The 26,408-nt window shown below is 37.1% G+C and carries 23 protein-coding genes and 1 riboswitch; of the genes, 19 read left to right on the top strand and 4 right to left on the bottom strand.

Translation table 11 applies throughout. The features are described 5' to 3' along the window. Position 1: 1 nt before the first annotated feature. From JOE44_RS05105 to JOE44_RS05095, 3 genes are all read left to right on the top strand, one after another. Positions 2–1,189 carry an efflux RND transporter periplasmic adaptor subunit gene (locus JOE44_RS05105; protein WP_209784626.1) on the top strand — a complete coding sequence of 396 codons (1,188 nt, stop codon included), beginning with the start codon at positions 2–4 and terminating at the stop codon, positions 1,187–1,189. Next, positions 1,189–4,335, top strand: a complete 3,147-nt coding sequence (locus JOE44_RS05100; protein WP_209784625.1) for an efflux RND transporter permease subunit — start codon at positions 1,189–1,191, stop codon at positions 4,333–4,335. Before JOE44_RS05105 ends, JOE44_RS05100 begins: the two co-directional genes overlap by 1 nt. A 91-nt stretch (positions 4,336–4,426) precedes the next feature. After that, entirely contained in the window at positions 4,427–5,842 is a 1,416-nt protein-coding gene (locus tag JOE44_RS05095; RefSeq protein WP_209784624.1) for an efflux transporter outer membrane subunit, read from the top strand. A 184-nt stretch (positions 5,843–6,026) separates the two neighbouring features. Here JOE44_RS05095 and JOE44_RS05090 read toward each other — a convergent pair whose 3' ends face one another. After that, positions 6,027–6,914, bottom strand: coding sequence for a C1 family peptidase (locus JOE44_RS05090; protein ID WP_209784623.1), 888 nt, complete (start codon positions 6,912–6,914; stop codon positions 6,027–6,029). Between the two features lie 520 nt (positions 6,915–7,434). Here JOE44_RS05090 and JOE44_RS05085 point away from each other — a divergent pair. From JOE44_RS05085 to JOE44_RS05050, 8 genes are all read left to right on the top strand, one after another. After that, a complete protein-coding gene (locus JOE44_RS05085; protein WP_209784622.1) occupies positions 7,435–7,923 on the top strand; it encodes a GNAT family N-acetyltransferase in 489 nt (162 codons plus the stop codon). Between the two features lie 2 nt (positions 7,924–7,925). Beyond that, positions 7,926–8,405, top strand: a complete 480-nt coding sequence (locus JOE44_RS05080) for a MarR family transcriptional regulator (protein WP_209784621.1) — start codon at positions 7,926–7,928, stop codon at positions 8,403–8,405. 579 nt (positions 8,406–8,984) lie between these two features. Next, on the top strand, positions 8,985–10,982 hold the full coding sequence (locus JOE44_RS05075) for a phage baseplate assembly protein V (RefSeq protein ID WP_245169876.1): 1,998 nt from the start codon (positions 8,985–8,987) through the stop codon (positions 10,980–10,982). A gap of 16 nt (positions 10,983–10,998) precedes the next feature. Beyond that, entirely contained in the window at positions 10,999–12,477 is a 1,479-nt protein-coding gene (locus JOE44_RS05070; RefSeq protein WP_209784619.1) for a polymorphic toxin-type HINT domain-containing protein, read from the top strand. 19 nt (positions 12,478–12,496) lie between these two features. Continuing rightward, positions 12,497–12,985 carry a hypothetical protein gene (locus JOE44_RS05065; RefSeq protein ID WP_209784618.1) on the top strand — a complete coding sequence of 163 codons (489 nt, stop codon included), beginning with the start codon at positions 12,497–12,499 and terminating at the stop codon, positions 12,983–12,985. Positions 12,986–12,988: 3 nt separating this feature from the next. Beyond that, the gene (locus JOE44_RS05060) at positions 12,989–13,792 is read left to right on the top strand and encodes a polymorphic toxin-type HINT domain-containing protein (RefSeq protein WP_348635069.1); all 804 of its coding nucleotides are present in this window, start codon (positions 12,989–12,991) and stop codon (positions 13,790–13,792) included. A gap of 55 nt (positions 13,793–13,847) precedes the next feature. Beyond that, positions 13,848–14,402, top strand: a complete 555-nt coding sequence (locus tag JOE44_RS05055) for a hypothetical protein (RefSeq protein ID WP_209784616.1) — start codon at positions 13,848–13,850, stop codon at positions 14,400–14,402. Positions 14,403–14,502: 100 nt separating this feature from the next. Continuing rightward, positions 14,503–15,375: a hypothetical protein gene (locus JOE44_RS05050; protein ID WP_209784615.1), complete on the top strand. Its 873-nt coding sequence runs from the start codon at positions 14,503–14,505 to the stop codon at positions 15,373–15,375. Positions 15,376–15,425: 50 nt separating this feature from the next. Here the strand turns inward: JOE44_RS05050 and JOE44_RS05045 are convergent, their stop codons facing one another. Beyond that, positions 15,426–16,052, bottom strand: coding sequence for a hypothetical protein (locus JOE44_RS05045; protein WP_209784614.1), 627 nt, complete (start codon positions 16,050–16,052; stop codon positions 15,426–15,428). Between the two features lie 644 nt (positions 16,053–16,696). Here JOE44_RS05045 and JOE44_RS25350 point away from each other — a divergent pair. After that, positions 16,697–16,801 (top strand): YdeI/OmpD-associated family protein, encoded by a 105-nt coding sequence (locus JOE44_RS25350; protein ID WP_309512136.1) that lies wholly within the window; start codon positions 16,697–16,699, stop codon positions 16,799–16,801. Positions 16,802–16,907: 106 nt separating this feature from the next. On the opposite strand, the gene JOE44_RS05035 is transcribed toward JOE44_RS25350, so the two are convergent. Continuing rightward, positions 16,908–19,517, bottom strand: coding sequence for a TonB-dependent receptor plug domain-containing protein (locus tag JOE44_RS05035; protein ID WP_209784613.1), 2,610 nt, complete (start codon positions 19,515–19,517; stop codon positions 16,908–16,910). A 648-nt stretch (positions 19,518–20,165) separates the two neighbouring features. On the opposite strand from JOE44_RS05035, the gene JOE44_RS05030 reads away from it, so the two are divergent. The 3 genes from JOE44_RS05030 (at position 20,166) to JOE44_RS05020 (ending at position 22,283) form a co-directional block, all read left to right on the top strand. After that, positions 20,166–20,738, top strand: coding sequence for a ferritin-like domain-containing protein (locus JOE44_RS05030; protein WP_209784612.1), 573 nt, complete (start codon positions 20,166–20,168; stop codon positions 20,736–20,738). Positions 20,739–20,933: 195 nt separating this feature from the next. Next, positions 20,934–21,539, top strand: a complete 606-nt coding sequence (locus JOE44_RS05025; protein WP_209784611.1) for an alpha-ketoglutarate-dependent dioxygenase AlkB — start codon at positions 20,934–20,936, stop codon at positions 21,537–21,539. Positions 21,540–21,671: 132 nt separating this feature from the next. Beyond that, complete coding sequence (locus JOE44_RS05020; protein WP_209784610.1) at positions 21,672–22,283, top strand: DUF4142 domain-containing protein; 612 nt, start codon at positions 21,672–21,674, stop codon at positions 22,281–22,283. A gap of 115 nt (positions 22,284–22,398) precedes the next feature. Here the strand turns inward: JOE44_RS05020 and JOE44_RS05015 are convergent, their stop codons facing one another. Continuing rightward, entirely contained in the window at positions 22,399–22,863 is a 465-nt protein-coding gene (locus JOE44_RS05015) for a PA2169 family four-helix-bundle protein (protein WP_209784609.1), read from the bottom strand. Between the two features lie 132 nt (positions 22,864–22,995). Beyond that, positions 22,996–23,104, top strand: a riboswitch (TPP riboswitch). Positions 23,105–23,129: 25 nt separating this feature from the next. On the opposite strand from JOE44_RS05015, the gene pnuC reads away from it, so the two are divergent. From pnuC to JOE44_RS04995, 4 genes are all read left to right on the top strand, one after another. After that, positions 23,130–23,726, top strand: coding sequence for a nicotinamide riboside transporter PnuC (gene pnuC, locus JOE44_RS05010; RefSeq protein ID WP_209784608.1), 597 nt, complete (start codon positions 23,130–23,132; stop codon positions 23,724–23,726). After that, positions 23,713–24,744, top strand: coding sequence for a hypothetical protein (locus tag JOE44_RS05005; protein ID WP_209784607.1), 1,032 nt, complete (start codon positions 23,713–23,715; stop codon positions 24,742–24,744). Before pnuC ends, JOE44_RS05005 begins: the two co-directional genes overlap by 14 nt. A gap of 141 nt (positions 24,745–24,885) precedes the next feature. Beyond that, a complete protein-coding gene (locus JOE44_RS05000; RefSeq protein ID WP_209784606.1) occupies positions 24,886–25,380 on the top strand; it encodes a sigma-70 family RNA polymerase sigma factor in 495 nt (164 codons plus the stop codon). A 174-nt stretch (positions 25,381–25,554) separates the two neighbouring features. Continuing rightward, positions 25,555–26,367 carry a FecR family protein gene (locus JOE44_RS04995; RefSeq protein ID WP_209784605.1) on the top strand — a complete coding sequence of 271 codons (813 nt, stop codon included), beginning with the start codon at positions 25,555–25,557 and terminating at the stop codon, positions 26,365–26,367. Positions 26,368–26,408 lie beyond the last annotated feature (41 nt).

Raw genomic sequence — 26,408 nt, 5'->3', positions numbered from 1 at the left:
AATGAATAATAAGCTAGTTATACTTTCCCTTGCAGCGTTTTCACTAACTGCCTGCAAAAAAGAAGCTCCGAAGCAGGATGGTGCCAAGCCCTATCCGGTTGTTTCCGTGGAGTCGAAAAATATAGTGGGTTATCAGACGTTTCCGGCTACCATTCAGGGTAGGGTAAACAATGATGTACGTGCAAAAATACAGGGGTATATTACCCAGGTATTGGTAGATGAAGGACAATATGTTACCAAAGGGCAGCCTTTGTTCCGTCTGGAAACCAATATTCTGAATGAAAACGCCGCAGCTTCCAAAGCCGGAATCGGTGCTGCTGCATCCAGTGTTGCTGCTGCTCAGGCTTCTGTAAATGCTGCGCAGGTTGAAGTAAACAAACTAAAACCTCTGGTTCAGAAAAATATCATCAGTAACGTACAATTACAGACTGCTCAGGCTCAGTTGGCTCAGGCTCAGGCTCAGTTACAGCAGGCCAATGCTGCCAAAAGACAGGCTGAAGCCAATTATAAAGGAGTAGAAGCCAATATCGAATATTCCATCATTCGTGCACCTATTTCAGGGGTGATCGGAAGACTTCCTTTAAAAGTCGGAAGTTTGGTAGGACCATCTGATCAGACTCCTCTGACAACGATTTCTGATACTTCTGAGATTTTTGCTTATTTCGCAATGAATGAAAAGGCTTATTTTGATTTCCTTGAAAAAGCTCCTGGGGCTTCTATGTCTGAGAAAATCAAAAACTTACCAATGGTTGAACTGCAGTTAGCAAACGGAAGCCTATATCCTGAAAAAGGAAAAATTGAAGCCATTACCGGTCAGATTGATCCTACTACAGGAACCATTCAGTTCAGAGTTGCGTTCTCCAATGCTCAGAAATTATTGAGCAACGGTAACAGCGGAACCATCAGATTCCCTCAACGTTATGACAATGTTTTGGTAGTTCCTGAAAGTGCTACTTACGAACAACAAGGTATTGTTTATGTATACAAAGTAGAAAAAGGAGATACTGCAAGAAACGTTGTAATCAACGTTATTGACAGAATCGACAATATGGCTCTGATCAAATCAGGAGTTAATAAAGGCGAAACCGTCGTTGCAGCTGGTATCGGAGGTCTGAAACCGGGAACAGCAGTGAAGCCGAAGCCCATCAAAATGGATAGTCTTGTTCAATCAATAAAACCGAAATTCTAATGATAAAAAACTTTATTAACAGGCCGGTTTTATCTACCGTAATCTCAATTTTGATTGTGATTCTCGGTGTGCTAGGACTGATCTCGTTACCGGTTACACAGTATCCGGACATTGCACCTCCTACGGTGAGTGTTTCCGCAAACTATACGGGAGCCAACGCTGAGACGGTGATGAAAAGTGTAGTGGTGCCTTTGGAAGAGCAGATCAACGGGGTGGAAGGAATGGATTATATTACTTCCAGTGCCGGAAATGACGGTTCTGCCCAAATCCAGGTTTTCTTTAAACAAGGAATTGATCCGGATATTGCAGCGGTAAACGTACAGAACCGTGTCGCAAGAGCAACACCACTTCTTCCATCCGAAGTAACGAGATCGGGAGTTGTTACCCAGAAGCAGCAGACAAGTGCCTTGATGTATATGTCTTTCTATTCTGAAAATAAAGATCTGGATGACGTATATCTTCAGAACTTTTTGAATATTAATATTATTCCAAACCTGAAAAGGGTAAATGGTGTAGGGGATGCCAACGTTTTCGGAGGTAAAAACTACTCGATGAGAATCTGGCTGGACCCGGCAAAAATGGCAGCCTACAGTGTGACTCCTACGGATGTTACCAATGCTATCAACGAGCAGAGTAGAGAAGCGGCTGCAGGTTCAATCGGCCAGAACAGTGGAAGTTCTTTTGAATATATCATCAAATATGTAGGTAAATTCAACGATAAAGAACAGTATGATAATATCATCATTAAATCTCTTGCAAACGGACAAAACCTGATGCTGAAAGACGTTGCTAAGGTAGAACTCGCAGGTCAGTCTTACACGGGAATCGGGGAAAACGGAAACAATCCTTCCATCAGTATGGGGATTTTCCAGACTCCGGGATCTAATGCACAGGAGATTATTAAAAATATCAAAACTTATCTGAAATCGGCAGAAGGTACTTTCCCGAAAGGAATTAAATATACCTTTAACTTTGATACCAATGAATTCCTGGAAGCTTCTATTGAAAAGGTAGTTCATACCCTGATCGAAGCATTCATCTTAGTATTTATTGTTGTATATATTTTCCTTCAGGACTTCAGATCTACCCTGATCCCGGCTATTGCAGTTCCGGTATCTATTGTAGGGGCGTTCTTCTTCCTGAATCTTTTCGGATACTCATTAAACCTATTGACCCTTTTTGCATTGGTACTTGCCATTGGTATTGTGGTGGATGACGCCATTGTGGTCGTCGAGGCCGTCCATGCGAAGATGGAGCACGGTATTTCCGATGCGAAAAAAGCTACGGTGGAAGCAATGGATGAAATCACAGGAGCAATTATCTCTATTACCCTGGTAATGGCAGCGGTATTTATCCCTGTGACGTTTATTACGGGTCCTACTGGGGTATTCTACCAACAGTTTGGTATTACGCTGATCATTGCAATCATTATCTCAGCAATTAATGCATTAACGTTGAGCCCGGTTTTATGTTCATTATTCCTGAAACCTCACGAAGCGCATCATGCAGAGTACAAGAACTTAAACATTCTACAGAAATTTTTCTATAAGTTCAATATAGCTTTTAAAACTACAACTGAGCGTTACGGAAGAGGGTTTGTATTTCTGTTAAGACATAAATGGGTAACCCTTATTATTTTCGCTATTACCGGAGGTATTTTATTCTGGGCAAGCAGCAGTATGAAGAAAGGGTTTGTACCTACGGAAGACAGAGGAATTATCTTTACCGATGTTCAGCTTCCTCCGGGAGCCTCTATGGAAAGAACTTATAATGCATTGAAAACGCTTCAGGCTAAAGCATTGAAAGTTCCGGGAGTTCAGAATGTAACGATTTCTACAGGGAGAGGATTCTTGTCCGGAAACGGAAGTAACAACGGTCTTGCCTTTGTAAAGCTAAAACCATTCGAAGAAAGAAAAAAAGATGGTCAGACTTCTGAAGATATTACCAAAAAATTATTTGGAATTGTAGGATCTGTACCTGATGCAAAAGTGGTATTCTTCCAACCTCCAAGTGTACCAGGATTTGGTAACAGTGCCGGTTTTGAAATGGTATTGCTGGATAAATCAGGTGGAGAATATGCTGATCTGGATAATAAAACCAATGAATTCATCGGTAAGCTGATGCAGAGACCGGAAATTCAGTTTGCACAGACCTCTTTCAATACAAAATATCCTCAGTATCAGATGGAAATTAATGTTCCTCTGAGCAAGCAGCTTGGAGTTTCTGTAAATGATATTCTGGCAACCATGCAAGGGTATATCGGAGGTGTTTATACCGCTGACTTTACCAAGTATGGGAAACAGTTCAGAGTAATGGTACAGGCTCTTCCTGAAAACAGAAAGAATATTGAAAATCTGAACGAACTTTATATAAGAACAGGTTCAGGGATCATGTCTCCGATTTCACAGTTTGTAACATTGAAAAAAGCCTACGGACCACAATCTGTAAGCCGTTATAACCTGTTTACTTCAGTGAAAGTGACAGGAGCCAACTCTGACGGATACAGTTCCGGTGATGCTATTGCCGCTGTACAGCAGGTTGCTGAAGAAACGCTGAATCAAAACTATGCGGTAGAATTTACCGGGTTGACCAGGGAAGAATTAAATTCAGGATCTCAGACTCTTCTGATCTTCGGGTTGAGTTTGGTCTTTGTTTACTTTATTCTTTCTGCACAGTATGAAAGTTATATTCTTCCGCTGATTGTTGTAATTTCCCTTCCTCTTGGGGTAATGGGAGCTTATTTCGGGCAGAAGATAATGGGCTTGGAAAATAATATTTATTTCCAGATTGCCCTGATCATGCTCGTTGGGCTACTGGCGAAAAATGCAATCCTTATTGTTGAATTCGCTGTTCAGAGAAGGCATCATGGCGAAACGATTGTCATGTCAGCTATCAATGCAGCGAAAGCCAGAGTGAGACCAATTCTAATGACATCGTTTGCCTTTATCTTCGGTTTATTACCGTTAGTATTGGCCAGTGGAATTGGTGCAGTAGGTAACAGATCTATTGCAACAGGTGCAGCAATTGGACTATTGATAGGAACGGTTTTAGGATTATTTGTTATTCCGGTATTGTATGTCATCTTTGAAACATTGCAGGAAAAAATTAAGCCTATCAAAAAAGAAGATATCAATTTAGCAGAATAAAATTAAGATTTAAGAAATTAGAAGTTAGACATTAGAGATGCATCTAAAAACTAACTTCTAACTTCTAAACTCTAACTTCTAATTAAAAATAATGAAGAGTTTATTAAACATCATAAAAGGAATCACTTTTTCAGTGTTCATACTCGGAGCCATCTCATCTTGTATGGCAAGAAAAGAATATGAAAGACCGAAGAACGTTGTAGACGAAAAGCTGTTCCGTACAGATATGCTTCCTTCAGACAGTGCCAGTATCGCAGATATTTCATGGAAAGAAATATTTACTGATCCGATATTGCAGGGGCATATTTCTAAGGCGCTGGAAAACAATCTTGATATCAGAATTGCCCTGGAAAGTATTAATTCTGCAGAAGCTTATCTGAAGCAAAGCAAAGCGGCATATCAGCCGACACTTTCTGTAGGACCCAACTATACGTTTCAGACCCAGTCTATTAATACGCAGTTTGGACAGATTATCGGATCAAGACGTTATGTGAACCAGTTTGACATTACAGCCAGTATCGGATGGGAAGCTGATATCTGGGGAAAATTAAAAGCGCAGGAGAAAGCGCAGTTAGCGACTTATTTAGGTACTGTTGCTGCCCATAAAGCAGTAAAAAGCAGCCTTGTTTCATCCATTGCTTCTGCCTATTATCAGTTGCTTACTTTTGATGCCCAGAAGAAAATTATCACGGAAACCATCGCTGTACGTGAGAAAAACTTAGAGACTACAAAAGCGCTGAAGATTTCCGGAACAGTAACAGAAGTAGCCGTACAACAAAGCGAGGCGCTTGTTTTCAATGCCAAATCATTATTGATTGATATTGATACACAGATCCAGCTGCTTGAAAATACGATGAGCCTTTTAATGGGTGAGCCTTCTCATTCTATTGAAAGATCTACCCTGGAAGGACAAAAACTTCCGATTGATTTAAAACTGGGATATCCGACCCAGCTTCTGGCTAATCGTCCCGATGTAATGAGAGCAGAATTTAACTTAATGAATGCTTTCCAAATGACGAATGCAGCCAAAGCACAGTTTTATCCTACTTTAAAATTAACAGGGAGTGGAGGGCTTCAGTCTGTGGATATTGACCACTTATTCAGTGTTAATTCATTGTTTGCGAATGTAGTAGCAGGACTTGCCCAGCCAATTCTGAACAAGAGACAGATCCAGACTAACTATGACGTAAGTCTTGCCAATCAGGAAACGGCTTACCTGAACTTCAGAAAAACAGTACTTACTGCCGGAAAAGAAGTTTCAGATGCTATCAGAGTTTTCTCTGTACAGGATTCATTTATTGAATTAAAACAGCACGAACTGGATGCCTACAAAAAATCGGTTGACTATTCTCAGGAATTGGTAAACTATGGTATGGCCAACTATCTTGAAGTGTTGAACGCCAGTGTAAATTCATTGAATGCAGAATTGAACATTTCCAATGCAAGATACAGTAAAATGAAAGCTGCCGTAGAGCTTTATCAGGCTTTAGGCGGAGGCTGGAAGTAACCGTGTTTTGTAATATAATAGCATAAAAACGTATGTCAGTAATGGCATACGTTTTTTTATTTACAAACATCCAAAAGTTAGAGTGGATCAGAATTTACTTATAAAGTTAAATTTTCAGGTGTAAAAGACCATAAAAAATGGCCGGAATAAAATCCCCGGCCACGATTAATTTTATACTCTTTTTCTATTGTACGTATGCTACATAAGACTCATTAATAGCTCCATTGGTAGTCTTAGCAAAGAATGCATAATTTATCCAGAAAAATCCATGGTCTCCCCATGATGTGCCCCAGGAATTTTGTACTTTAAAGGCTTGTTTAGCATCGTCATAGCCCACTACGCAAATGGCATGCCCACCTCTTACAGCACCAGAATGGCTTTTCCATATCCAATTGTTTGCTGAACTTAAATTATCAAAGCTTCCATCTACCGTAACGGCAATGATAATTGGTAAATTCATACTTAGAAGGGTCTTTACATTATTGATATTTGTTTTATCTATAGTAGCCCATGTTGTAAATTTATGCGTACTTGCTGCACTTTTTTGAGTAGTATTAGGCTGTGTAGAACACTCAACATCTGTATAGGGCATTTCATTCCAGCTGCAGACTCCTTGATCTTTTATTAAATTTAATCCACGGGATATATAAGTTCCATTAGGGCAGCCACTTAATTTTATTTGATTATATACGTATTCTGGACTTCTTGGATTAGTTATCCCCTTAAAATTATGTTCCAGAGTACTTGCGGCAGCATACGCTGTAGCAAAAGCAACGCATGAGCCTTCCTGTCCCTGATTTAGTATTGGAGGGGTGTTTGGTATGCTGTAACTTGATGGAATCGTAGCTGCTGCTGCAATTGCAGATTTGCCTTTAAATTTCATTGTTAATGCTTCTATATCAGCTTTAGCAAATGAATCGTAGGTTTTCTCATCTACTAATACAGCGCCTAATGAACGCATTGCTTGATTTTCTTTATTAGGTTGCTGAGTATTTTGCTCTTCTTCATTTCTGTTACATGAAGACAGAGATAGCATTCCCAATACGATAGCTAATAATTTTAGATTTTTCATAAATGTATTATTTAAAATTTATCATGCGAAAGTATGTGTTATTTTTAAATATTTAAAATATATTTTAAATATTATCTAATGTTTTAACTTTTTTTATGTGTTTATTTGTTTTATTTATTAGTTTTGTTTGTCATTGTTGATATTATTCATTATTTCATGCATTTTAATGTAAAATTATAAAAGAGGATCCCGTGATCCGTTACAGGAGAGTTTTTACCTGGTTTTCGATGAATGGAAAGTTCATTGTTTTTCTATTCAAAGAGATGGAAGTATAGGTTCGGAAAGTTCAATTCCCGCTTGCTGTAATAGTTTTACTGTGATTGTTGTCTCATAGTGTTGCCGCTTCAGGCTTTCTATTTTTGTGAGTAGATATCAATGTTTATGTAAAAAAAATGGATACATATCATTACATGTAGAACTTACAGTCTCGGATAGCCCGTGTTAAATTTCTTTAAAAATAAAAATCAATTTGTATATATGTATTTAACTACGTAGTTTTGTACTTTAAAATACACACTCTATGAAATTAGAAATACAATCCATAGGAAATTCTTATTCAGAACAGGTCATTGACTTGATTTTGACAATTCAGCAGAAAGAATTCAATATTCCGATTACGATAGAGGATCAACCTGATTTATTGCGGATTGAAAGTTTTTATAAGGAAGCCGGGGGAAATTTTTGGGGTGCTTTTGTGGATGGCGAACTGGTAGGTTCCATTGCACTGGTGAAGTTTGATGAAAAAGCAGGAGCAATCAGAAAAATGTTTGTTAAAAAAGAGTTCAGAGGAAAAGAACTGAACATTGCACAGGAATTGTTGGATGTTTTAATTTCTTTCTGTCGCAAAAACGGAATTAACGATCTATATTTGGGAACCATAACGGTACTGAAAGCAGCACAGCGTTTCTATGAGAGGAATGAATTTTTGAAGACTGGAAAAAGCGATCTTCCTGTGAAATTCCCTTTAATGAGCGCTGATGATATTTTTTACCATTTAAATATTGACTGAATATGAATGTGATCAACGAAGCAGGCATTCTTGCCATATCAACCAGACTTCACCGCCTCAGTGAACAATTGAGGAAAGATGGAGCGCTTATCTATAAAGCATTCGGAATTGATTTTGAACTGAAATGGTTTCCGGTTATTTTTACGATTTATAAAAAAGAAATAGCGAGTGTGGTAGAAATAGCCAATGAAATAGGGTATACCCATCCATCCACCATAACGCTGCTTAAAGAACTCGAAAAACAGGAACTGATTCAATGGCAGAAAGATAAACAGGATGAAAGAAAAAGGCTGTTTATGCTGACTTCCAAAGGGCAAGAACTTATTGAAAAAATGAAGCCTGTTTGGGAACTGATGTCTCAGATTTTAGGAGATATTGCAGATAATAAAAACAATCTGCTGACTGCGATTGATGAAGCAGAAGAGAAAATTGCCAGCCAGTCTTTTTATCAGAGGGCGCTGCAACGTAAAAATTCCAAGTAAATATCGGAGTATTTCCTCTATGTACTTTAGTAAATAGTAATGTATAAAAAATAAAAAAAATTAATTCCTTCTTACTGGTCATCTAATGATAATAGGCCTTTTTGTTCAATAATGTGAAAAAGCTTTATTGAAAAACTCATTGTCGTAGAACTACGACAATTTTCCAAATAATCGGTAATTCATTTTGGAGTGAATATTTAAGGTTATATATTGCAATACCAAAATCACTAAAAAAACTTATGAAAAAATACCGAAATCAACCACTTTTTAAAGTGTTACCAAGTATCTAAAGCGGAATTATTTTTCTGAAAATTCCCACTGCACCCATCTCAGGTCAATCATTGAAGAGCTTGTTCAAGAGACCGTTACATGCTTGTAGATTGATTCCTTGAACCGAAGGGTCTCACCTTATTCAATTAAGCCATACACTAAAAAAAAGATGTCATGTTTAAGGAACAGAATAATCTTCCCAAGCCGGAAATAGATTCAGACAAGACTGATTTTGTAAGCAAAATCAAAGACAATAAAAAAGTTAAAGAAGTAAAGAAAGCTGCTTCAAAAGTGAATAATGCAGTCAATATGGTGAATACAGGAAAACAATTCCTAAACCAGCCTTTACTGCCCAATGAACCCTCCATAATTAAGGATAAGCTCTGGGTTAAACAGCCTACTTCTAAAATATTCAATGCTGACAGTATTCCGGAGAGTGCCATCGTAGGAATCAACCGGGTAGTAAAGCTTGATATCCATGTGGAAGGTAAACCTATAAAATATTTCAAACATTTTAGCCTTACTCAAAGTGCTACCAAACATCACCAGTTTGAGCTCATTCTTGCTCATGATACGTTAGGAAGTGCAGAAAATCATAATCTTGAAGAAATACAGAATTTCCTGGGAAAAAGGATTACTGTCGTTTTCAAATATAAAGATGTGGAAGGCGGAGCTGAGCGAAATTTTGTAGGAGTGATCACGGAAGTTGGATTCAGCCAGGAAAAAGGAAGCCTGGGTAATCTTGTGCTGTCAGGTTTCAGCCCAACAATTTTGTTAGATGCTGCCCCTCATATTCAAAGTTTCGGCGGAGCCCAACCCATTAGTCTGAACAGCATCGCCAATGAAGTGATTAAAGAAGGATTAGGGCAGGGGAAATTTGACTTCAGAATAGATGCCCGCCATGGCAATGTATCTTACAGTTCTCAATACGGAGAAACCCATTATAACTATCTGGCCAGAATTGCTGAAGCTTATGGAGAACAATTTTTCTATGATGGAGAAGTTTTACATTTCGGACAATTGCCGCCGCAGGAAAAGCCTGTGTTGCTAACCTATGGCAGTAATCTGACGGATGTTAAAATTAAAATGAAAGCTCAACATGTGAATCCTACATTTTATGGATATAACAGTAGTAAAAACGAAAAATTTAAAGGCGGAAGCTCAAAAATAACGCATACCTCAGATATTGCGAAGAGGGCTTATGAAATTTCAGAAAAAACTTTTCAAACCCCATCTTTAAGAGTGGCTCCTATCAAAGCATCATCTTTTATGGATATTGATGCTTCTCAAAAGGGAACTGCAGGAAGTAAAGCCTCAGAAGTTTTTGTAACTTCCGGTAATACAACCGTTCCTTTTCTTTATCCAGGGTGTATTGCGGATATCCAGATGCGTAAAACAGATACTAACGAGACCTCTTATTTCACTAAATTAATGCTTATAGAGGTAACCCATCGGGTGGATGCCCGCGGTTACTATGACGGATCTTTCCAGGCCATAGCTTCTGATACCGGATTTATTCCAAGACCCGAATTTACTGTTCCGGTGGCGGAACCCCAGTTTGGAAAAGTAGTTTCCAATACCGATCCTGAAAATCAGGGTCGTGTGCAGGTTCAGCTTGACTGGCAAACTGGCCAGGATACCACAGAATTTATCCGTGTAATGTCTCCTGATGCCGGAAGCAGTGAAAAGGTAGGTAAAAACAGAGGATTTATGTCTATTCCTGAAGTGGGAGATCAGGTCATTATCAATTTTGTACATCTTCATCCCGACCGTCCTTTTGTGATGGGGGGAATGTATCATGGCGGAATTGGAGCAGGTGGCGGCACTGGAAATAATATTATGAGTTTCAGTGGGCGAAGCGGTGCCGAATTGAAATATGACAATGGAGCAGGATCTATGAATCTTAAAGATCAGGGCGGTGCCAATATGAATTTTGACGGAACCGGAAACGCTACTACCAATGCAAATAGCAACCATACTGTGAATGCAGGAAGCTCCAATGTCATCAATGTGGGAGGTAAAAAAGATGCTCCGCCACAATCATTGTTGAAAATGGATGCAGGCGGAAATATTACCCTTGACGGAAAAACAAGTATTACCCTACAGGTAGGAGATAATTCTATCACCATATCCGAAGCAGGTATTATGGCTTCGGCAGGAAAAGGAATGATTGATATCACTGCACTTACCGGAGCTCTGGGATTGTCAAGTAAAGGCGGTCCTATGGATATCAGCACAGATTCGCCACTTACCATTACCGGCGGACCAAGCGCTGTGATGTCTTCAGGAGATACCAATATTATGTAATTCTAAAACCGAAATCATGGATGAGTTAGAATACATAACCCTCAATGCCCTGATGATGTGTGACCAAGGGGCAGCTCCGGATTTCTTCAAACCTACGTTCAATACGAAGGTGAAAATCCATGGCTGTCTTGTGGCGACCAACCAGGATGCTACTCCTCTTATTAATATCCCTTCCTTTAAGGTGTGTAAAATCAGCGGAGGACCTTGTACCCCTACTACTGTTCCTATGACATGGCAGGATACCTGGCAGGTAAAAATTAACGGGATCCGGTCTTTAATAGGAAAAAGTACCTGTCAATGTCCTATAGGCGGGAAGATAGAGTTTATGACCAGTGGACAGGTTCCACTTCCGGATGATGCGGCCAAGGAGGTAAAAGATATGCAGGATCAGGCACAGCGTGAGCTTGACGACAGTGGACATGGCGATAGTGTAGGAGAGGCAGGTTTTGTAGAAGGTATGATCCCGGTTTGGGGAAGCGGTCGTGACCTCATCAATGATATACAAACCGGAGATGTAGGCGGTGGCCTTATGAATGCCGGATTTTTAATCTGGGATGTCGCTTCCATAGCTGTAGGTGTGGTTTCTTTCGGAACCGGAACCGTAGCCATGCAGGGAGCAAAAGCAGGAGTAAAAGGAGCTATAAAAGCAGGAGCAAAAGCCATATCTAAAGAAGCCCTGCAACAGATGGGGAAAGCAGCACTAAAAAAGCTGAGCAAAGAAGCTTTAGAAAAAAGTATGCAAAATTTAGCTGGAAAAATAGGCTGTTTTTTTGTAAAAGCTTGTTTTACAGGAGATACTTTAATTCATACTCCTAATGGTTTAAGACAAATAAAAGACATTAAAATAAATGATGAGGTTTTTAGCTATGATCTACAAAAAAAAATAATAACAATTAGACGAGTCATCCATTTACATGAAGAAAATGTTACAGAAACACTTGAACTTGAAACCGAAAAGGAGATAATTAAAACAACACGTACTCATCCTTTCTTTATAAATGGGCAATTTAAAGACGCAGAACAGATAGAAGCAAGCGAAACATTATTTACATACAATCAAACAATAGCCAAAGTAATTTCACTAAATTATATTCCTAATATTGCTAAAGTTTATAACTTTGAAGTAGAGGATGATCATTGCTATTTTGTTGGCACAGAAGGCTTATTAGTTCTAAATGCTTGTTATCATACGACTTTCTTTAAAGCAAATCCATTATTAAAAGGAAAAGTAGTTGTACACCATGCCGTAGAGCAACAAGTGTTAAAAAAATGGCCAGGACTATTTGATAAGGAATTTATGCATTCCTTAGACAATTTACGAGGTATTCCCAAAAGCGTAAATAATACACTACATTTAAGTACTATTAGAAAAGAATGGAATAAATTTTATAAAAAATTCGATGATGCAGGTATAATACCAACAAAAGAACAAGTATTAAATTATGCAAATGCAATAGACAAAAAATTCGGACACCTTTTTGATCCACCAATTTAAAATAAGAAATATCAATTATATGAAAACATATCAAACAATCCAGCCAGAAGTTATTGTTGGGCTAGGCGAAAAAACTGAATTTCTGGAGAAAGAAGCTCCATTTTTAACAGTCATAAAATTACATATCCAACTTGAAGACTGGTTAGGTGATGACCTAATGGAATGCCATCCTTGTTATATTGTTACTGAAAAGCTCAAAACCGGATTACAGACAACAAAATTCACAGGATTTGAGTTTTCAGAAATGATCGTAACTAAAGATGAGTACTTCAACGATAACTACCAATTAAATAAATCATTACCTGAATTTTACTGGATGAAGATTATTGGAAAGCAGGATTTTGACGATATCATTATTGGCCCAGAAAAGTCGCTATTAGTTGATGAAGAACTTCTTAATTATCTGAAAAAAAATTTTACACTCAATTATATGGATGTCAATCCGGAAAGAAATGAGTTTGATGATTTATTAGATCAGATGATAGCGGAAAGTAAAAAAAATAAATAAAATATTGAAGACATCCGCATAGGAGATCAAGTGTGGGCTTATGATGAAGATACAGATACTGTAGCCCTTCAGCCGGTTATTGATCTTATCGTCAATGAAAGTGATCATACCATTAGTATTTATACTGAAGCTGAAGTGATTGAAACAACGGCAATACATCCTTTTTATACTGAAGAAGGTTGGAAAGATGCTTCAGAATTAGAAATTGGCGAAAAGATTTGGACCAAAGATGACACTAAAGTCACCATTGAAAAAACTGAATTTAGCTATGAACCTAAAAAAGTTTATAACTTTACGGTAGCTCATTTTCATACCTATTTTGTAGGCCTTTTAGCCTTACTGGTACATAATTCTGGTAGATGCTTGTCTCAGATGATGTTGGAATCTCAGAAATGGTTTCAAAAAGTTAGACGTGGATATTTTTTTAATTTAGTATGGAATAGCGAATTAAGAAAGCAAGCATTAGAAAAAGGATTTAAATATTCTCATGAAGTTGAAGTCTTATTAAAGAAAGGGAAAGTTGGAAAAATAGATGGATTAATAGAAAATGCTGACGGGACTTTTAAAATTATTGAACGTAAAGCCAGTGATCTAAGTAAAATTTCAGATAAAACAATCAAAAGTTATATTGATGATGCAGCAAAATATAATGGTAAACCTATGACACAGACAGGGCAGGTAATAAACTCAGCTGGAGATAAAGTAATATTACATGTTGAAAAAGTTGGTAACCTAAGTAAAGAAGTTCTTGAGCATGCAAGAAAAAAAGGAGTAGAAATAGTGGATAATCTTTCCGGATTAATTTAATTAAAAATTTATTATAAAAATGTATAAAACAGAGTTTTCGAAGTATAATGGACTTATGGAAAAGATAATGGATGAACAAACTACATTAGAAGTTCATTTATCAACGGAATTTAGCCAAAATGTTCCAAAGAAGTTTTTAAAATATACCCCTGATGAATGGGCCAGATATGCTTTTGAAAATGAACTCGAATATAGTATTAACTTTTATAAAGAAGAAAAACCTTATTGCCAGGTTACCATTGATTCTATGAGTATAATATTAAATTTTTACGATAACAATATACTTAAGCATAATTTAATGATAGTCTTTTCCAAAGGTGACATCGTTAAAGGAGATTTTAAGGGATATAGTAACAATAAAATTTTTTTAAAACAAATTTCCTGGTATGGTGATCTTGGAAAAACACTATTATTCTATTCAAATAAGAAGAAAGACAATGTTTTTTTGAAGGAATTTGTAAAGGAAAATGAAAAAACAGTACTCATCGAACAATTTGGAACTGCAGACTTATCCAAACATTGGTTCGATACTCCTAAAAATTATTTAGATTATGAAGCATTGTTAGATTATCAGAATCTTTTTAATCAGCTTCCATCAATACCAGCTTAAAATGATGATCTGACTATCAATCAGAAACTGGAGTTAGAATCATAAAATATATAAAATTCATTTTCAGCAAAAGGCATTCAGAGTATACAATAGTAATGAAATGAGTATTTCAAATTTTTTATTCGGGGAAAATATTCCTCTTTTTCAACTGGAAAAGTTCTCACAGGAATACACCCTGAAGGTAGAGAATACTTTTATGATGGGTAAAGAGAACAAACCAATCTCATTAAAAACCTCATCAGATATTATTATTGAACAGGAAAAAAGAGATCATGATATCAACAACACCATAAAGCTACAGGAAATCACGGGTGATACTGATGATACTTTGATGAAGCCTTTTTTGTTGCAAAGTCTTACCCTTGCAGATATTTCCCGCAATATTCAGTTGAAAAGAAATCTTAGCGGGAAAATACTTTCTATTGAGAATAAACCTGATCTTTGGAAAAATTGGGAAGAATGGAAGGAGAATAAGCTGGCGAGTGCTTTCCCGGAGGAAAAGGATCAAAATAAGTTGATTACAAATTATGAAAAGGGATTGAAAAACTTTGATGTTGAATTGAAGAAGAATCTGCAATACATTCTTTTACTGCCGGAAGTTTATAACCTTATATTTCCTCCTAATGAATATTACAGTTTTCTATTCAGTCCGTCAAATATTCATTCCAGGATGATTGATGGGGTAGAATATCACTATCAGTTGAAACTGGTAAAACTTGAAGAGGAAAACGACAATCTTTTTGTAGAGTTTCATTCCGTACTGAACAACCAGGACGAACTTATGAAAAGCCATATCAAAAAACTTTATGAAAAGGAGAAAGATTTTTCTACTGACCAGTTTGAATTCAGTATCAAAACCAAATACAATTTTGAAAAATCAACAGCTAAGATCCTGAACGCTGAACTTCATTTTGTAGAAAAAATGCATGAACATCTGGCTTATTTAATGGATATGGATTTAAATAGTAAATAATTAGTTTTAAACAAACAGTGCTAACAATAAACCCTATCAAGAGCTATACACTATGATCGGGAAATATTGATGATAGGATTGAGAAAAGATTTTTGTTTTAAATGCTGTTTTTCTTCTTCCGTTAGTTCATGGGTTCCAAGGCCGATCCCGTTCCATGGTTTTCCGTTATTCGTTCTATCAGCTAATTCAATAGATCCAATTGTAATTTTTTTATGAAGCCCTAATACCGTTAAATCCATCAATTGACCTGGATGTATTTCTCCTTCTATAATTTCCCCAAGCAGATAAAAGCTTCTGTTGGTAAGCTGAAAAACACTGTCAATCTTAAATTTAGCAGTAACATCATGCCAGCTGTATCCACAATGTCTGCACTGCTTTGCATAGGGAGTACGGGCAAGCTTATTACACTTTGGGCAATTATTGAAAAAAACTTTCTCAGGAGTTTCAGTCAATATCCGCATTACAACGTTTTGCTGAAAGGTCTCATATCCATTTTCTAATAGCTTTGTTATTTCAGGATCAGACTTTATCCAGCCACGCTCCATCATCAGATTTCTCAAATAGGCATTTTCGGAACTCTTTGAAGAGTACATATGATTATTCAGGGCTAATGCTTCGTTTGCGGTCATTAATTTCCCAAAATATCTGATAATATAATCTATAGTTTCTCTGTCCATATCCGATTGAAAAAGGTAGAATGTTTTTTAGTAATTTGTTTTGCCTAATTTACCATTTATTTGAGATAGGCTTACCTCATGGAATGTCATAATTAAGAAATTGAAATTTTAATACTGACAAACTATTGTCACTAAAGTCTTTTAATTTTACAGTATCAATAAAAAACTATGGGTACAATTGCAGAGAAAAAAACCTTTTATGTCAATACAAAGGAAGAGTGGCGGCAATGGCTGGAAGAGAATCACCATATAGAACAGTCTGTATGGCTTATTTGTAATACCAGAAAATCAAATTTACCCATTGTTCACTGGACTGAGCTGGTGGATGAAGCCCTTTGCTTTGGCTGGATTGACAGTACAAGGAAGACGATTGATGAAGGTTCGTTTATGCAGTTATTCAGTAGACGGAAGCCGAAGAGTACCTGGTCAAAAATTAATAAGGATAAGGTTCAGAAGCTGATAGAAAATAATCTGATGACTAAGGCAGGATTTGAGACGATCAGCATTGCAAAAGAGAATGGTTCCTGGAATATTTTAGACAGTGTGGAAGAGCTGGAGATTCCGGAGGATCTGAATGAAGCATTTAAAATTCATGAAGGCTCCGAAATCTATTTTCTAAGCCTGAGTAAATCTATAAAAAAAAGTTGCTGCAATGGATTGTACTTGCCAAAAGACCCGAAACCAGAAAAAATCGTATTGATGAAATTGCAAGACAGGCAGCTCAGAATAAGAAACCTAAGAATTTTTAGACTGTAAAAAATTAGATATTACTGTAGAACTTATGATTAAGATAAAAATAGGCTGTCCCAAAAAGGACAGCCTATTGATTTGACTCATTATTGAAATGATATTATCTTAGAATCTCAAAGTTGCTGAAACAGACCATGTTCTTCCAAAACCTAGGAATCCTGTGTTCCCGTCTGCAACACCCTGATACACTCTGCCAGTTTCCTGATATGTTTTTCCGGCATCTGGACCATTGGCAATTTTATCTCCGGCGAAGATATTGGAGCTTAATTCAGAAATATAATATTTGTTGAATAAGTTGTATACATTCGCTCTCAATGTTAAAGATTTTTTTGCATCAATAGTGAACTTGTAAGAAGCACCTACATCAAATAAATGATAGCTTGGCAATTTTACAATTCCTTTTTCTCTTGCCGCTTCAGTAAGGAAGTTGATCGGGTTGAACTGAGCATAAAGTTTGTCATAATATTCCCAGTTAGCATCAATACTGAAAGCTTTGGTGATATTATAATCTGCTCCAATACTTGCAGTTGTTTGAGCGGCATCTCCAACCTTCAGGTCTTTTATATTGATTGTTCCAGTTGCCCCGGCTATTTCTTGGTTGTTCTGAACATCAAGAATATTGAAGTTGGCGTTTCCTTTATATTTCCAGTTACCCATTGATACCATTCCTCTCAGTCTAAGGTTGGTAAAAGGTCTTGCCTTTGCTTCCAGTTCAATTCCCTGGTGCAGCTGACCAACATTCAGGGCATTGTAGAAATAGGCGTTTCCAAGGCTTAACTGAGGGAATTTTGCAATATCCGCAGCAGTAGCATTGAATGTTCTGGAAATGAATCGGTCATCCCACTGTGTTCTGTAAGCGTTGATATTCACATCGATATAACGCGATTTGAAACCGTATCCTAACTCTACAGAGAAGATTCTTTCATTCTTCGCATCGTTATAAATATTCTGGTTTGAAGGGAATAAAGCGTTGAATAACGGCTGTCTTGAAATAACTCCTGTATTGAAAAATACATTATGGTGATCATCTATATTATAATTCGCACCTCCTTTTACAATATAACCTGTTTTGTGATACCATTTTGTCTCCTGATTTCCCGGAGTATACAGCATATAGTCTCTTCTCTTGTAATACTGCTCAGAAACAGATCCCTGAACAGATGCACTTAGTTTTTCAGAGCTGTATTCAACCATTCCATAGATTCCAGCCCATTTTACCAGCCCTTCGTTGTGAATAGAAACTTTCTGAGCATCTTTAAGCTTGGTAAGCGGTTCCGGCTTTACGGTTTGGTTAATATAATATCCTTTTGGAGCGTTGGCTGTACCAGGAACAAATAATGCATCTGATCCTAACATATCAGTTACAATATCATATAATGCTCCTTTGTATGTTTTAAGGTCAATACCTCCGTTAAAAGTCCAGTTATTTTTTTTATAATTAAGGTCTGCAATCACACCATACCAGTCATGAGCATTGATACTTTGCTTTCTTACGATACCACTGGTTCCGTTCAGCGTTGCTACATATTGCCCGTTGTAATCACCTGGAGAACCTGCAGGAGCAGTAAAGGTTGATTTCTGGAAGGTATTTCCATTATAATCTGTTACCATACCACCTCTGTTATAGCGATAAATCATATCCCAGTTGATGGTACCGTCTCCGCCTGCACCATAATTCATGAAATTCATGGTTTGTCCGCCTGCATTTTTGATAGAACCGTTCAATCCGGTACCACCGCCGCCACGTCCCCATGAACCATAAAGAACGGTAGATAACTTCAGGTTGTCATTCATAGTCCAGTCCCAGTTCAAAGATGCAATAGGTTTATGATAGAAGTTAGGAGCCAGGTTGAATTGAGAACCGTTCAGCATTCCTGTTTGTGGATTGTATCTTCTTCCGTAAGTTTCAAGCTGCTGCAGCGTTGCCACATTAGCTCCGGTTGCAGAAGATCTTCTCGTATCGTGTACCTGAGGTGCTCCGGTAGCAATTAAATTGAATGCATGCTTTTCATTAGGCTTAAATCCTGTAGAGAAAAACCATGAGTAGCCTTCTCCTTTTGTTCCGTTGATGTATCCGTCACCTTGCCAGCGGGAAAGCAATACGGTTGTTCCCCATTTGTTTTTTAATCCTGAAGAGTACATTGCTGATATTCTGGAGTAGTTATCATTTCCAACTTCTCCTTTAATCATTGCTTTTTGCTCAGAATCGGTAGCTTTGGTTACAATATTGATGGTTCCTCCTACAGAAGGGACCACGAATTTAGACGCTCCCAAACCTCTTTGGATCTGAATATTGCTTGCAATATCAGCCAGCCCGGTCCAGTTGGACCAGTACACCGTACCTCCCTGCATATCATTCACCGGTTGTCCGTTGATAATGACCGCAATGTTGGCTCCGTCAAAACCTCTCATGTTGATTCTGCTGTCTCCGAATCCTCCACCTACTTTGGTTACATAAACGGATGGAGTAGACTTCATAATCTCAGGGAATTCTCTGTTTCCCAGCTTCTCCTGAATTTCTGCCGCCTTAATGTTGGAAACCGCAACAGGGGTTTTTCTCTCTTTGGCTGTTTGGGAAAGGTTTCTACCTACCAACATAACCTCATCAATAGATTTAGATTTCTCTAAAGAATCCTTCGTACTCTGTCCATAATATATGGCTGCCGTAGGTAATACAAGCGCTATAATAAGTCGCTTTTTAAAAGTAATGCTCATGAAATAAACTAGCGTTTTTGAATTTAAGGCTGCAAAGATGAATAATTATTTTTGAATTGAGTATTAAATCTTAGCGATGTGATTTTATTCAGTTTTTGGAATATGCTCTATTTCTTAATTTTTTGAATATGTTAATTATTATACATCTTTCGTTTACAATTTGTTATAAAAGAAAATGATGAAATAAATAGTTTGTTTTTAAGCGATATAAATAATTATGTGGCTCTCCATATTTTTAAATAAAACTAAAATATGTTGGAAAATATACTATAATAATAGCTAACTAATAAAAGGGGTAAGTGACTTGGGTCATAATTTTTATAGTATCGTTTTCATACATTGTATTATTATTTATTTAAAAACCGTGATTATAAGAACTTGATCAGTTTCATAAGTATTATGAAAAATTAGGGAAGCTTTCCAATGAATCAAAGCCCGCCTCAGATTCTGCAGGACAGCAGCACCGATATAAATAATCGCAATTTCAAACCTTCTCAACCTGTTATCTGCGAAGGTGTGGATAAAGAAACATAAGTCTTATAATAACTAAATTTTTCAATGATTTTAGATACCACATCTCAGCATTTCAGGCAGAAATGGTCTTATAGTTGCAGATTCATCACCAATCAAACACTAAATTATTATATTATGGAAACTAAAACAGCAACCAAAAAATCACCCGCAAAAAGAAAGACAACAGCGAAAGCATCTGCAAAAACACCGGCCAAAAAAAATGCGGCCAAAGGTTTGGAAGATCTTTTTGAAGATTCACTTAAAGACATTTATTGGGCTGAAAAAGCACTGTTGAAAGCGCTGCCGGCAATGATGAAAAATGCGACCAGTGAAAAGCTTAAAACAGCTATTGACAAGCACATTACTGAAACGGAAGGCCATGTTAAAAGACTCGAAGAGTGTTTTAAAGCATTAGGAAAAAAAGCCCAGGCAAAGAAATGCGATGCCATGCAGGGATTATTGGATGAAGGAAAAAGTATTTTGGAAGAGACAGAACCCGGAGCAGTAAGAGATGCAGGAATCATTGCTGCGGCACAAAAAGTTGAACATTACGAAATTGCCACATATGGTACACTAGCAGCCTTTGCAAAAGTATTGAAAGAGAAGGATTGTCTTAAAAATCTTTTGAGCACATTAAAAGAAGAGAAAAAATGTGACGAGCTGCTAACGAAAGTGGCTGATACCAATCTTAACAGCAAAGCAGTATAAGTATGTATTCATTATAAAAAAGGAGACCGGGTTTATTCTTGGTCTCTTTTTTATTGTTGAAATATCATTAGATTCAAAAATGGAACATTTTGATTTTGGTTATTTTTGTATCATTTTTAATATATTTGCAGATATTATTTGTATCAAATTTATTTGCTTAAATACCATAAGCTTTTCTCCTATTAAAAAAAAAATATGACTCAGCTCAGCTTGTTCGACTCAGAAGAATTATATGAATTTCCAAAAGACCTTCTGGAATACAGTGAGCATTTCCTGAGTCAGCATGAAGCAGATAAACTAAAGAATCATCTGCTCGAAACAGCACCCTGGAAACAGCGTACCCAGAAAATGTATGATAAAACGGTTCTGACCCCACGCTTAACCGCATGGTATGGGGATCCGAAAACGGATTATCCATTAGGAAATGGTGAAGTGGAGAATAACCTCTGGACCCCTGAATTGTTTTCTTTAAAACAAAGGATAGAAGAAACATTCGGTTATCAGTTCAATTCTGTATTGCTGAATCTTTACCGGGATCATAATGATTCTGTTGCCTGGCACAGAGATAAGGAAAGCAGATACGGAAAGCGTCCTGTGATTGCATCAGTAAGTCTGGGGCAGACCAGAAACTTTGATTTCAGGAAAAAAGACCATCATCAAAGTAAATATAGTCTGCCACTTCCTCATGGGTCATTATTGATTATGAAAGGAGATCTTCAGGAAAACTGGGAACATCGGATTGCTAAGTCTGTAACTTCTATGAAAGAGCGTATTAATCTTACATTCCGGCTGGTTCGATAATTATAAAATGTTTATTCATAATATTTTATGAAAATAAATGATTTGCTGAAAATATTATTTGGCCGATAAATTGTTGCTATTATAAAGAAGTCTCATAGATTTCACACCTATCACCACTTAAAATTTATTATTATGAAAAATTTTGTAGCAACAATTTTTGCAGTAGCTGCTTTAACGGCCTGCAAAAAAAACGAACCGACAACAACGAGTCAATCTGAGGAAAGTACAACAATGTCTGCCCCTGCGGAATCCGGGATGACGGTAAGCGACTCCACCAAAATGTCAGACACCAAAGATCAGAAAAGTATGCTCAGTGATCAGGACAAAAAATTTGCAGATGCTGCAGCCATTGGAGGACTGATGGAAGTTATGATGGGAAAACTAGCAGAAACAAATGCTGAAAATCCTGTTGTAAAATCTCTGGGTTCCATGATGGTAACAGATCATACCAAAGCGAATGACGAACTCAAAAAATGGGCCTCCACTAATGGCTATACACTTCCCACAACTTTGGACGCAGAGAAGCAAAAGATGTATAATGATCTGAAAGATAAGAAAGGAAAAGATTTCGACAAAAAGTATACGGATCTAATGGTAAGTGATCACAAAGAAGATGTAGAAGCATTCAAAAAAGAGGCATCAGAAGGAACAGAAGCCTCATTAAAATCTTTCGCAGCGAAGACCCTTCCGACACTTGAACATCATTTGAAGGAATCCGAAAAGGCGAAAAATGCTGTCAGATAATTTACGGTTAATATGACTTGCATCATAAGACAAACAGAATGTATTCGATACTTTTGAATGATTAAATATTATTTTGTTCTTGATTATTACGCTCCTCTTTTTTAAGGGGAGTTTTTTATTCTTCTTTCTTTTTGTATTCTTCAATTTTTTTAAACTGCTGATAAGAATCTTTCAGCTTACGAAGCTGTTCTGAGACGGTTTTAATTCCTTTTTCACTAAGATCTCCACTGTCCATAGCATTTTGATATGCCTCTATAGCTGCTTTTTCCCCAAACACTACATTTCCTAATGTAGATTCTACCAAATTACCCATGGTGAAAGAATTTTTAATATCAATCCATGTCCTGTGAATGGCTCCTGCAATGGAAGTTGAATTTTCCGGATTACCCTGTTTTTCTGTGATGAGGTTTATAAGTTCATTCTTCATGATTTTCGATTGTGAAATCATATGATCATACTCATCCTTTACATCCGGATACATTTCCCAGACTTTTCCTTCTACTTTTTCGAAGCCTTCCATTCTGTCATTTGTAATGTGAAGTAAGTCATTAAGTACCGAGATTTCTTTCTGTTTGTCCATAATATAAATTTTTAAATTAAACATAATGATCTACTAAATTATAATTTAACACTCAGATCTTTTATAATCCTGGTCATATACGTTAAAAAGTTAGTCCGATGTATTTCTTTTTCCACAAAAAAGCTGCACCTTTGCTCCACAATGGGGTGCTACAGATAACGGTGGCTGAGATGATACCCAGGAATGTATTTCCACACCTGATCCGGACAATGCCGGCGTAGGGATTGCTTACTTATCATCTCATCATTTGATTTCTAACAATTAATATGATGCAGGACATTTTAAAACAAATTACCTTACCGGAATGGTTCGGAGTCTTATTTTCAGTGATTCAGGTTTTACTGGCCCGTAAAAACAATGTCAACAACTATCTTTTCGGAATTGCAGGTATTCTGCTGACGTTGTACGTAATGCTTACATCAAAGCTTTATGCTGAATTTACCTTAAATCTTTATTATCTGATTATGAGCATCTACGGATGGTTGTACTGGAAATTCGGGAAACAGAAATCCGAAATGGAAATCTCCGTGACCACCACCACTGAAAAATGGATTACCGGAGGAATTGTTTTGGGAACTTTTATCTTATTCTGGTCTTTTCTCACTCATTTTACCGATTCGGATGTTCCTGTTTGGGATTCTCTGGTAAGTGCTTTTGCCTGGGCAGGAATGTGGCTGATGGCAAGACGGAAAATTGAAAACTGGGTGATCCTCAATATCAGTAATATTATTTCCATTCCTTTAATGATTCACAAGGAATTATATCTCTATGCTGTTTTAACATCATTCTTATTTTTAGTGGCAATCTCCGGTTATATAGAATGGCAAAAAATCATTAAATCCAAAGCTCATGCTCAGTACTAAGGACATCAGAAAAGAACTTCAGGGAGCTTCTGTAATTTCTGATAAAGTGATGCTGCATATTCACGAAGAAGGATTGCTTAAAATCTGGGTTCCCAAAAAATATGGAGGACTCGGCTATCGTTTTGAAGAAGGGCTTAAAGCATTATTTGGCTGGGCGCAAACTGATGGAAGCTTTGGCTGGATGCTGACACTTTGTGCCGGAGCCAACTATTTTTCCAGAAATAGTAAACCCGAAGTTGCCCAATTACTCTTCACCCATACCAAAACCTGTTTTGGCGGAAGCGGAATGGTTGGCGGCACCGCAGAAAAGCAGGATGATAATACCTATCTGATCAGCGGTTCATGGAATTTTGCAACGGGAGCACCTCATCTGACCCATTTTACACTGAATGCCAGGATTACAGAAAACGGGAAACCTATAACGGATAAAGACGGCAATGAGGTGATTCGCTCATTCATCATTCCGAAAGAACATGCTGAAATTATCCCCAACTGGAAATCTATGGGAATGAAAGCAAGCGGTACCTATTCCTTTACCATTGAAAATGTTATGGTAAGCGAAGACTACAGTTTTGTATACGATCATTTTTTCACGAATGATATTCTGGACAGCATTCCGTTTCGGGTTTTTGCGGATTTGACGCTCTTGGTCAATTATTTGGGAATGGCCTATCATTTTATTGAAGAAGCAGAAGGCATTCGTCCTGAAATCAATTTCAAAAGTTTTGCAGAATCTGTTGAAAAGCATTTGGGAAAAGTTTTAAACATAGCCAGAGAAGTAGAAAATATACTCGGTGATCACAAAGGAATTTCAGAAGATAAAGAACACGAGATTCACCAATATGGAGTAGAACTGGTTCAAAAATTATCCCATCAGATCATTACCGTTTATACACAGCTGGGAATCCGGGCTACGGATACCCGTTCGGCAGTGTATCAGGTATTCTGTGACTATTTTACTGCAGCAATGCATTCCAATTTCAGACCTTCTGCGGATAATGTAGACTTTTCTTTCTGAGAAATAATCAGAGAATACTTCTTTGAAAATCCGGCGATGAGTGAATGCTAAAGATTTAAACTTAATATATATTTAATATGATTGCCATAGGTTTTAGATACTTTTGTATCACCAGTTTTGAGTTCAAAGACGTATTAAAGAATGGATCATTTTAAAGAAATATATTCCGGTTACAAGCACAGGGTGTATTTTTTTGTGGCCAAATACCTTTCGGAAGAAGAAGATATTGAAGAAATTGTACAGGACATTTTTATGCATGTCTGGAAATATCTGTCCAAAACCTATTCTCCATCAGAAATTGAAGCGCTTATTTTTAAATCTGCCAAACAGGAAGTCTCCAATTTCTACCGTAAAAGAAAAATGATTTTCGTTCCTCTTGAAAGTTCCCCGGAAAGTCAGGATGAAGAAAACTCAGAAATAGAAAAACAAATACAGCAGGAAGACCAGCTCAAAAAGATTGAAGATCTCCTGGAACAGGTTCCCGAAAAAAGCCGTGAGTTTTTCATCAAAAATAAAATCCAGAATCTCAGCCTTTTTACCATCGCTCAGGAAAATGATATTTCCAAAACGGCTGTTGAGAAACATGTGAATAAGGTGTTGAAGTTTCTGAGAGCGAATTTGAATTTTTTCTTTTAGATTATACTTTTACTATTCCAATTTCCTTCATCATCTAATTTCTTTAAATTAGTTAGGCTTGAGTTAACTTTAACTCAATGTCAACCAATATGAACAAATCGTTAAATCAAAAAAATATAGGTTGACGATTTTGCACTTCCTGCGTATTCTCTAATAAAGATCAAATAGGAGCGTATGGATTTCGAAAATCAATGGAAATCAGTCAAAGAAGAAAACAGGAAAATGAAGGATTCGGCAGATCAGCGAATCTGGAACGGACTTGAAAATAAAATCAGATCCAGAAACAAGACAAAAAGGTTTTTGTGGGCTGCAGCTGTTCTTTTGCCCTTATTTACCGTGATGACTCTGTTCTTTACTGAAAATGCTCTAAGCTCTTCATCTCATCAGCAAATGGTTTTCATAACGGAAACGACGCAAAAGGAATTCACCTTACCGGACGGAAGTATTATTACCCTGCAACCAGAAAGTGAATTGATACTGACAGATAATTTCGGTAAGAAAACCAGAAATGTTTCTTTTAAAGGAAAGGCATTCTTCAGTGTTGCTAAAAATAAAGCGTTGCCCTTTATCATTGATGCCAATGGATTTAGAGTAAAAGTATTGGGGACAAAATTCCTGCTTGATCAAAGATCCGAAGATAAAAAAGTCTATCTGAAAGAAGGAAAAGTGAAAATTGATTACAAGGGTCACACCACTTATCTTTTGCCTAAAGAAACATGGCTGGCAGACAAAAACGGAACTGAAAAACATTTCTATGATCAGGATGTTGTAAGGACATTTGATTTTAATGAGATGAAATTCGGACAGGCCATTTCACAGTTGGAGAAGACGTACAATATCTCGATAAGCTATCCTCAGCAGTATAGAGAGAATGTTATTGATGGAGATATCACCGGAGACCTTAATAAAGTTATTAAAACCATAGGATTTCCATTTAGTTTAAATACTAGAAAAGAATCAGATTATCATATCATTTTAGAAAAATAATGCACCAGTAATTGGGGTTACCGATGCATTGAATATAAATC

Origin of the sequence: Chryseobacterium sp. PvR013 (assembly GCF_017833095.1) — a bacterium.
Lineage (GTDB): Bacteria > Bacteroidota > Bacteroidia > Flavobacteriales > Weeksellaceae > Chryseobacterium > Chryseobacterium culicis_A.
This window is presented reverse-complemented; position numbering and strand designations above follow the sequence as displayed.

What these genes read in the sequence shown, in the direction of transcription:
- JOE44_RS05105 (WP_209784626.1), top strand. Translation starts at nt 2, where the DNA reads ATGAATAATAAGCTAGTTATACTTTCCCTTGCAGCGTTTTCACTAACT.
- JOE44_RS05100 (WP_209784625.1), top strand. Translation starts at nt 1,189, where the DNA reads ATGATAAAAAACTTTATTAACAGGCCGGTTTTATCTACCGTAATCTCA.
- JOE44_RS05095 (WP_209784624.1), top strand. Translation starts at nt 4,427, where the DNA reads ATGAAGAGTTTATTAAACATCATAAAAGGAATCACTTTTTCAGTGTTC.
- JOE44_RS05090 (WP_209784623.1), bottom strand. Translation starts at nt 6,914, where the DNA reads ATGAAAAATCTAAAATTATTAGCTATCGTATTGGGAATGCTATCTCTG.
- JOE44_RS05085 (WP_209784622.1), top strand. Translation starts at nt 7,435, where the DNA reads ATGAAATTAGAAATACAATCCATAGGAAATTCTTATTCAGAACAGGTC.
- JOE44_RS05080 (WP_209784621.1), top strand. Translation starts at nt 7,926, where the DNA reads ATGAATGTGATCAACGAAGCAGGCATTCTTGCCATATCAACCAGACTT.
- JOE44_RS05075 (WP_245169876.1), top strand. Translation starts at nt 8,985, where the DNA reads ATGGTGAATACAGGAAAACAATTCCTAAACCAGCCTTTACTGCCCAAT.
- JOE44_RS05070 (WP_209784619.1), top strand. Translation starts at nt 10,999, where the DNA reads ATGGATGAGTTAGAATACATAACCCTCAATGCCCTGATGATGTGTGAC.
- JOE44_RS05065 (WP_209784618.1), top strand. Translation starts at nt 12,497, where the DNA reads ATGAAAACATATCAAACAATCCAGCCAGAAGTTATTGTTGGGCTAGGC.
- JOE44_RS05055 (WP_209784616.1), top strand. Translation starts at nt 13,848, where the DNA reads ATGGAAAAGATAATGGATGAACAAACTACATTAGAAGTTCATTTATCA.
- JOE44_RS05050 (WP_209784615.1), top strand. Translation starts at nt 14,503, where the DNA reads ATGAGTATTTCAAATTTTTTATTCGGGGAAAATATTCCTCTTTTTCAA.
- JOE44_RS05045 (WP_209784614.1), bottom strand. Translation starts at nt 16,052, where the DNA reads ATGGACAGAGAAACTATAGATTATATTATCAGATATTTTGGGAAATTA.
- JOE44_RS05035 (WP_209784613.1), bottom strand. Translation starts at nt 19,517, where the DNA reads ATGAGCATTACTTTTAAAAAGCGACTTATTATAGCGCTTGTATTACCT.
- JOE44_RS05030 (WP_209784612.1), top strand. Translation starts at nt 20,166, where the DNA reads ATGGAAACTAAAACAGCAACCAAAAAATCACCCGCAAAAAGAAAGACA.
- JOE44_RS05025 (WP_209784611.1), top strand. Translation starts at nt 20,934, where the DNA reads ATGACTCAGCTCAGCTTGTTCGACTCAGAAGAATTATATGAATTTCCA.
- JOE44_RS05020 (WP_209784610.1), top strand. Translation starts at nt 21,672, where the DNA reads ATGAAAAATTTTGTAGCAACAATTTTTGCAGTAGCTGCTTTAACGGCC.
- JOE44_RS05015 (WP_209784609.1), bottom strand. Translation starts at nt 22,863, where the DNA reads ATGGACAAACAGAAAGAAATCTCGGTACTTAATGACTTACTTCACATT.
- pnuC (WP_209784608.1), top strand. Translation starts at nt 23,130, where the DNA reads ATGATGCAGGACATTTTAAAACAAATTACCTTACCGGAATGGTTCGGA.
- JOE44_RS05005 (WP_209784607.1), top strand. Translation starts at nt 23,713, where the DNA reads ATGCTCAGTACTAAGGACATCAGAAAAGAACTTCAGGGAGCTTCTGTA.
- JOE44_RS05000 (WP_209784606.1), top strand. Translation starts at nt 24,886, where the DNA reads ATGGATCATTTTAAAGAAATATATTCCGGTTACAAGCACAGGGTGTAT.
- JOE44_RS04995 (WP_209784605.1), top strand. Translation starts at nt 25,555, where the DNA reads ATGGATTTCGAAAATCAATGGAAATCAGTCAAAGAAGAAAACAGGAAA.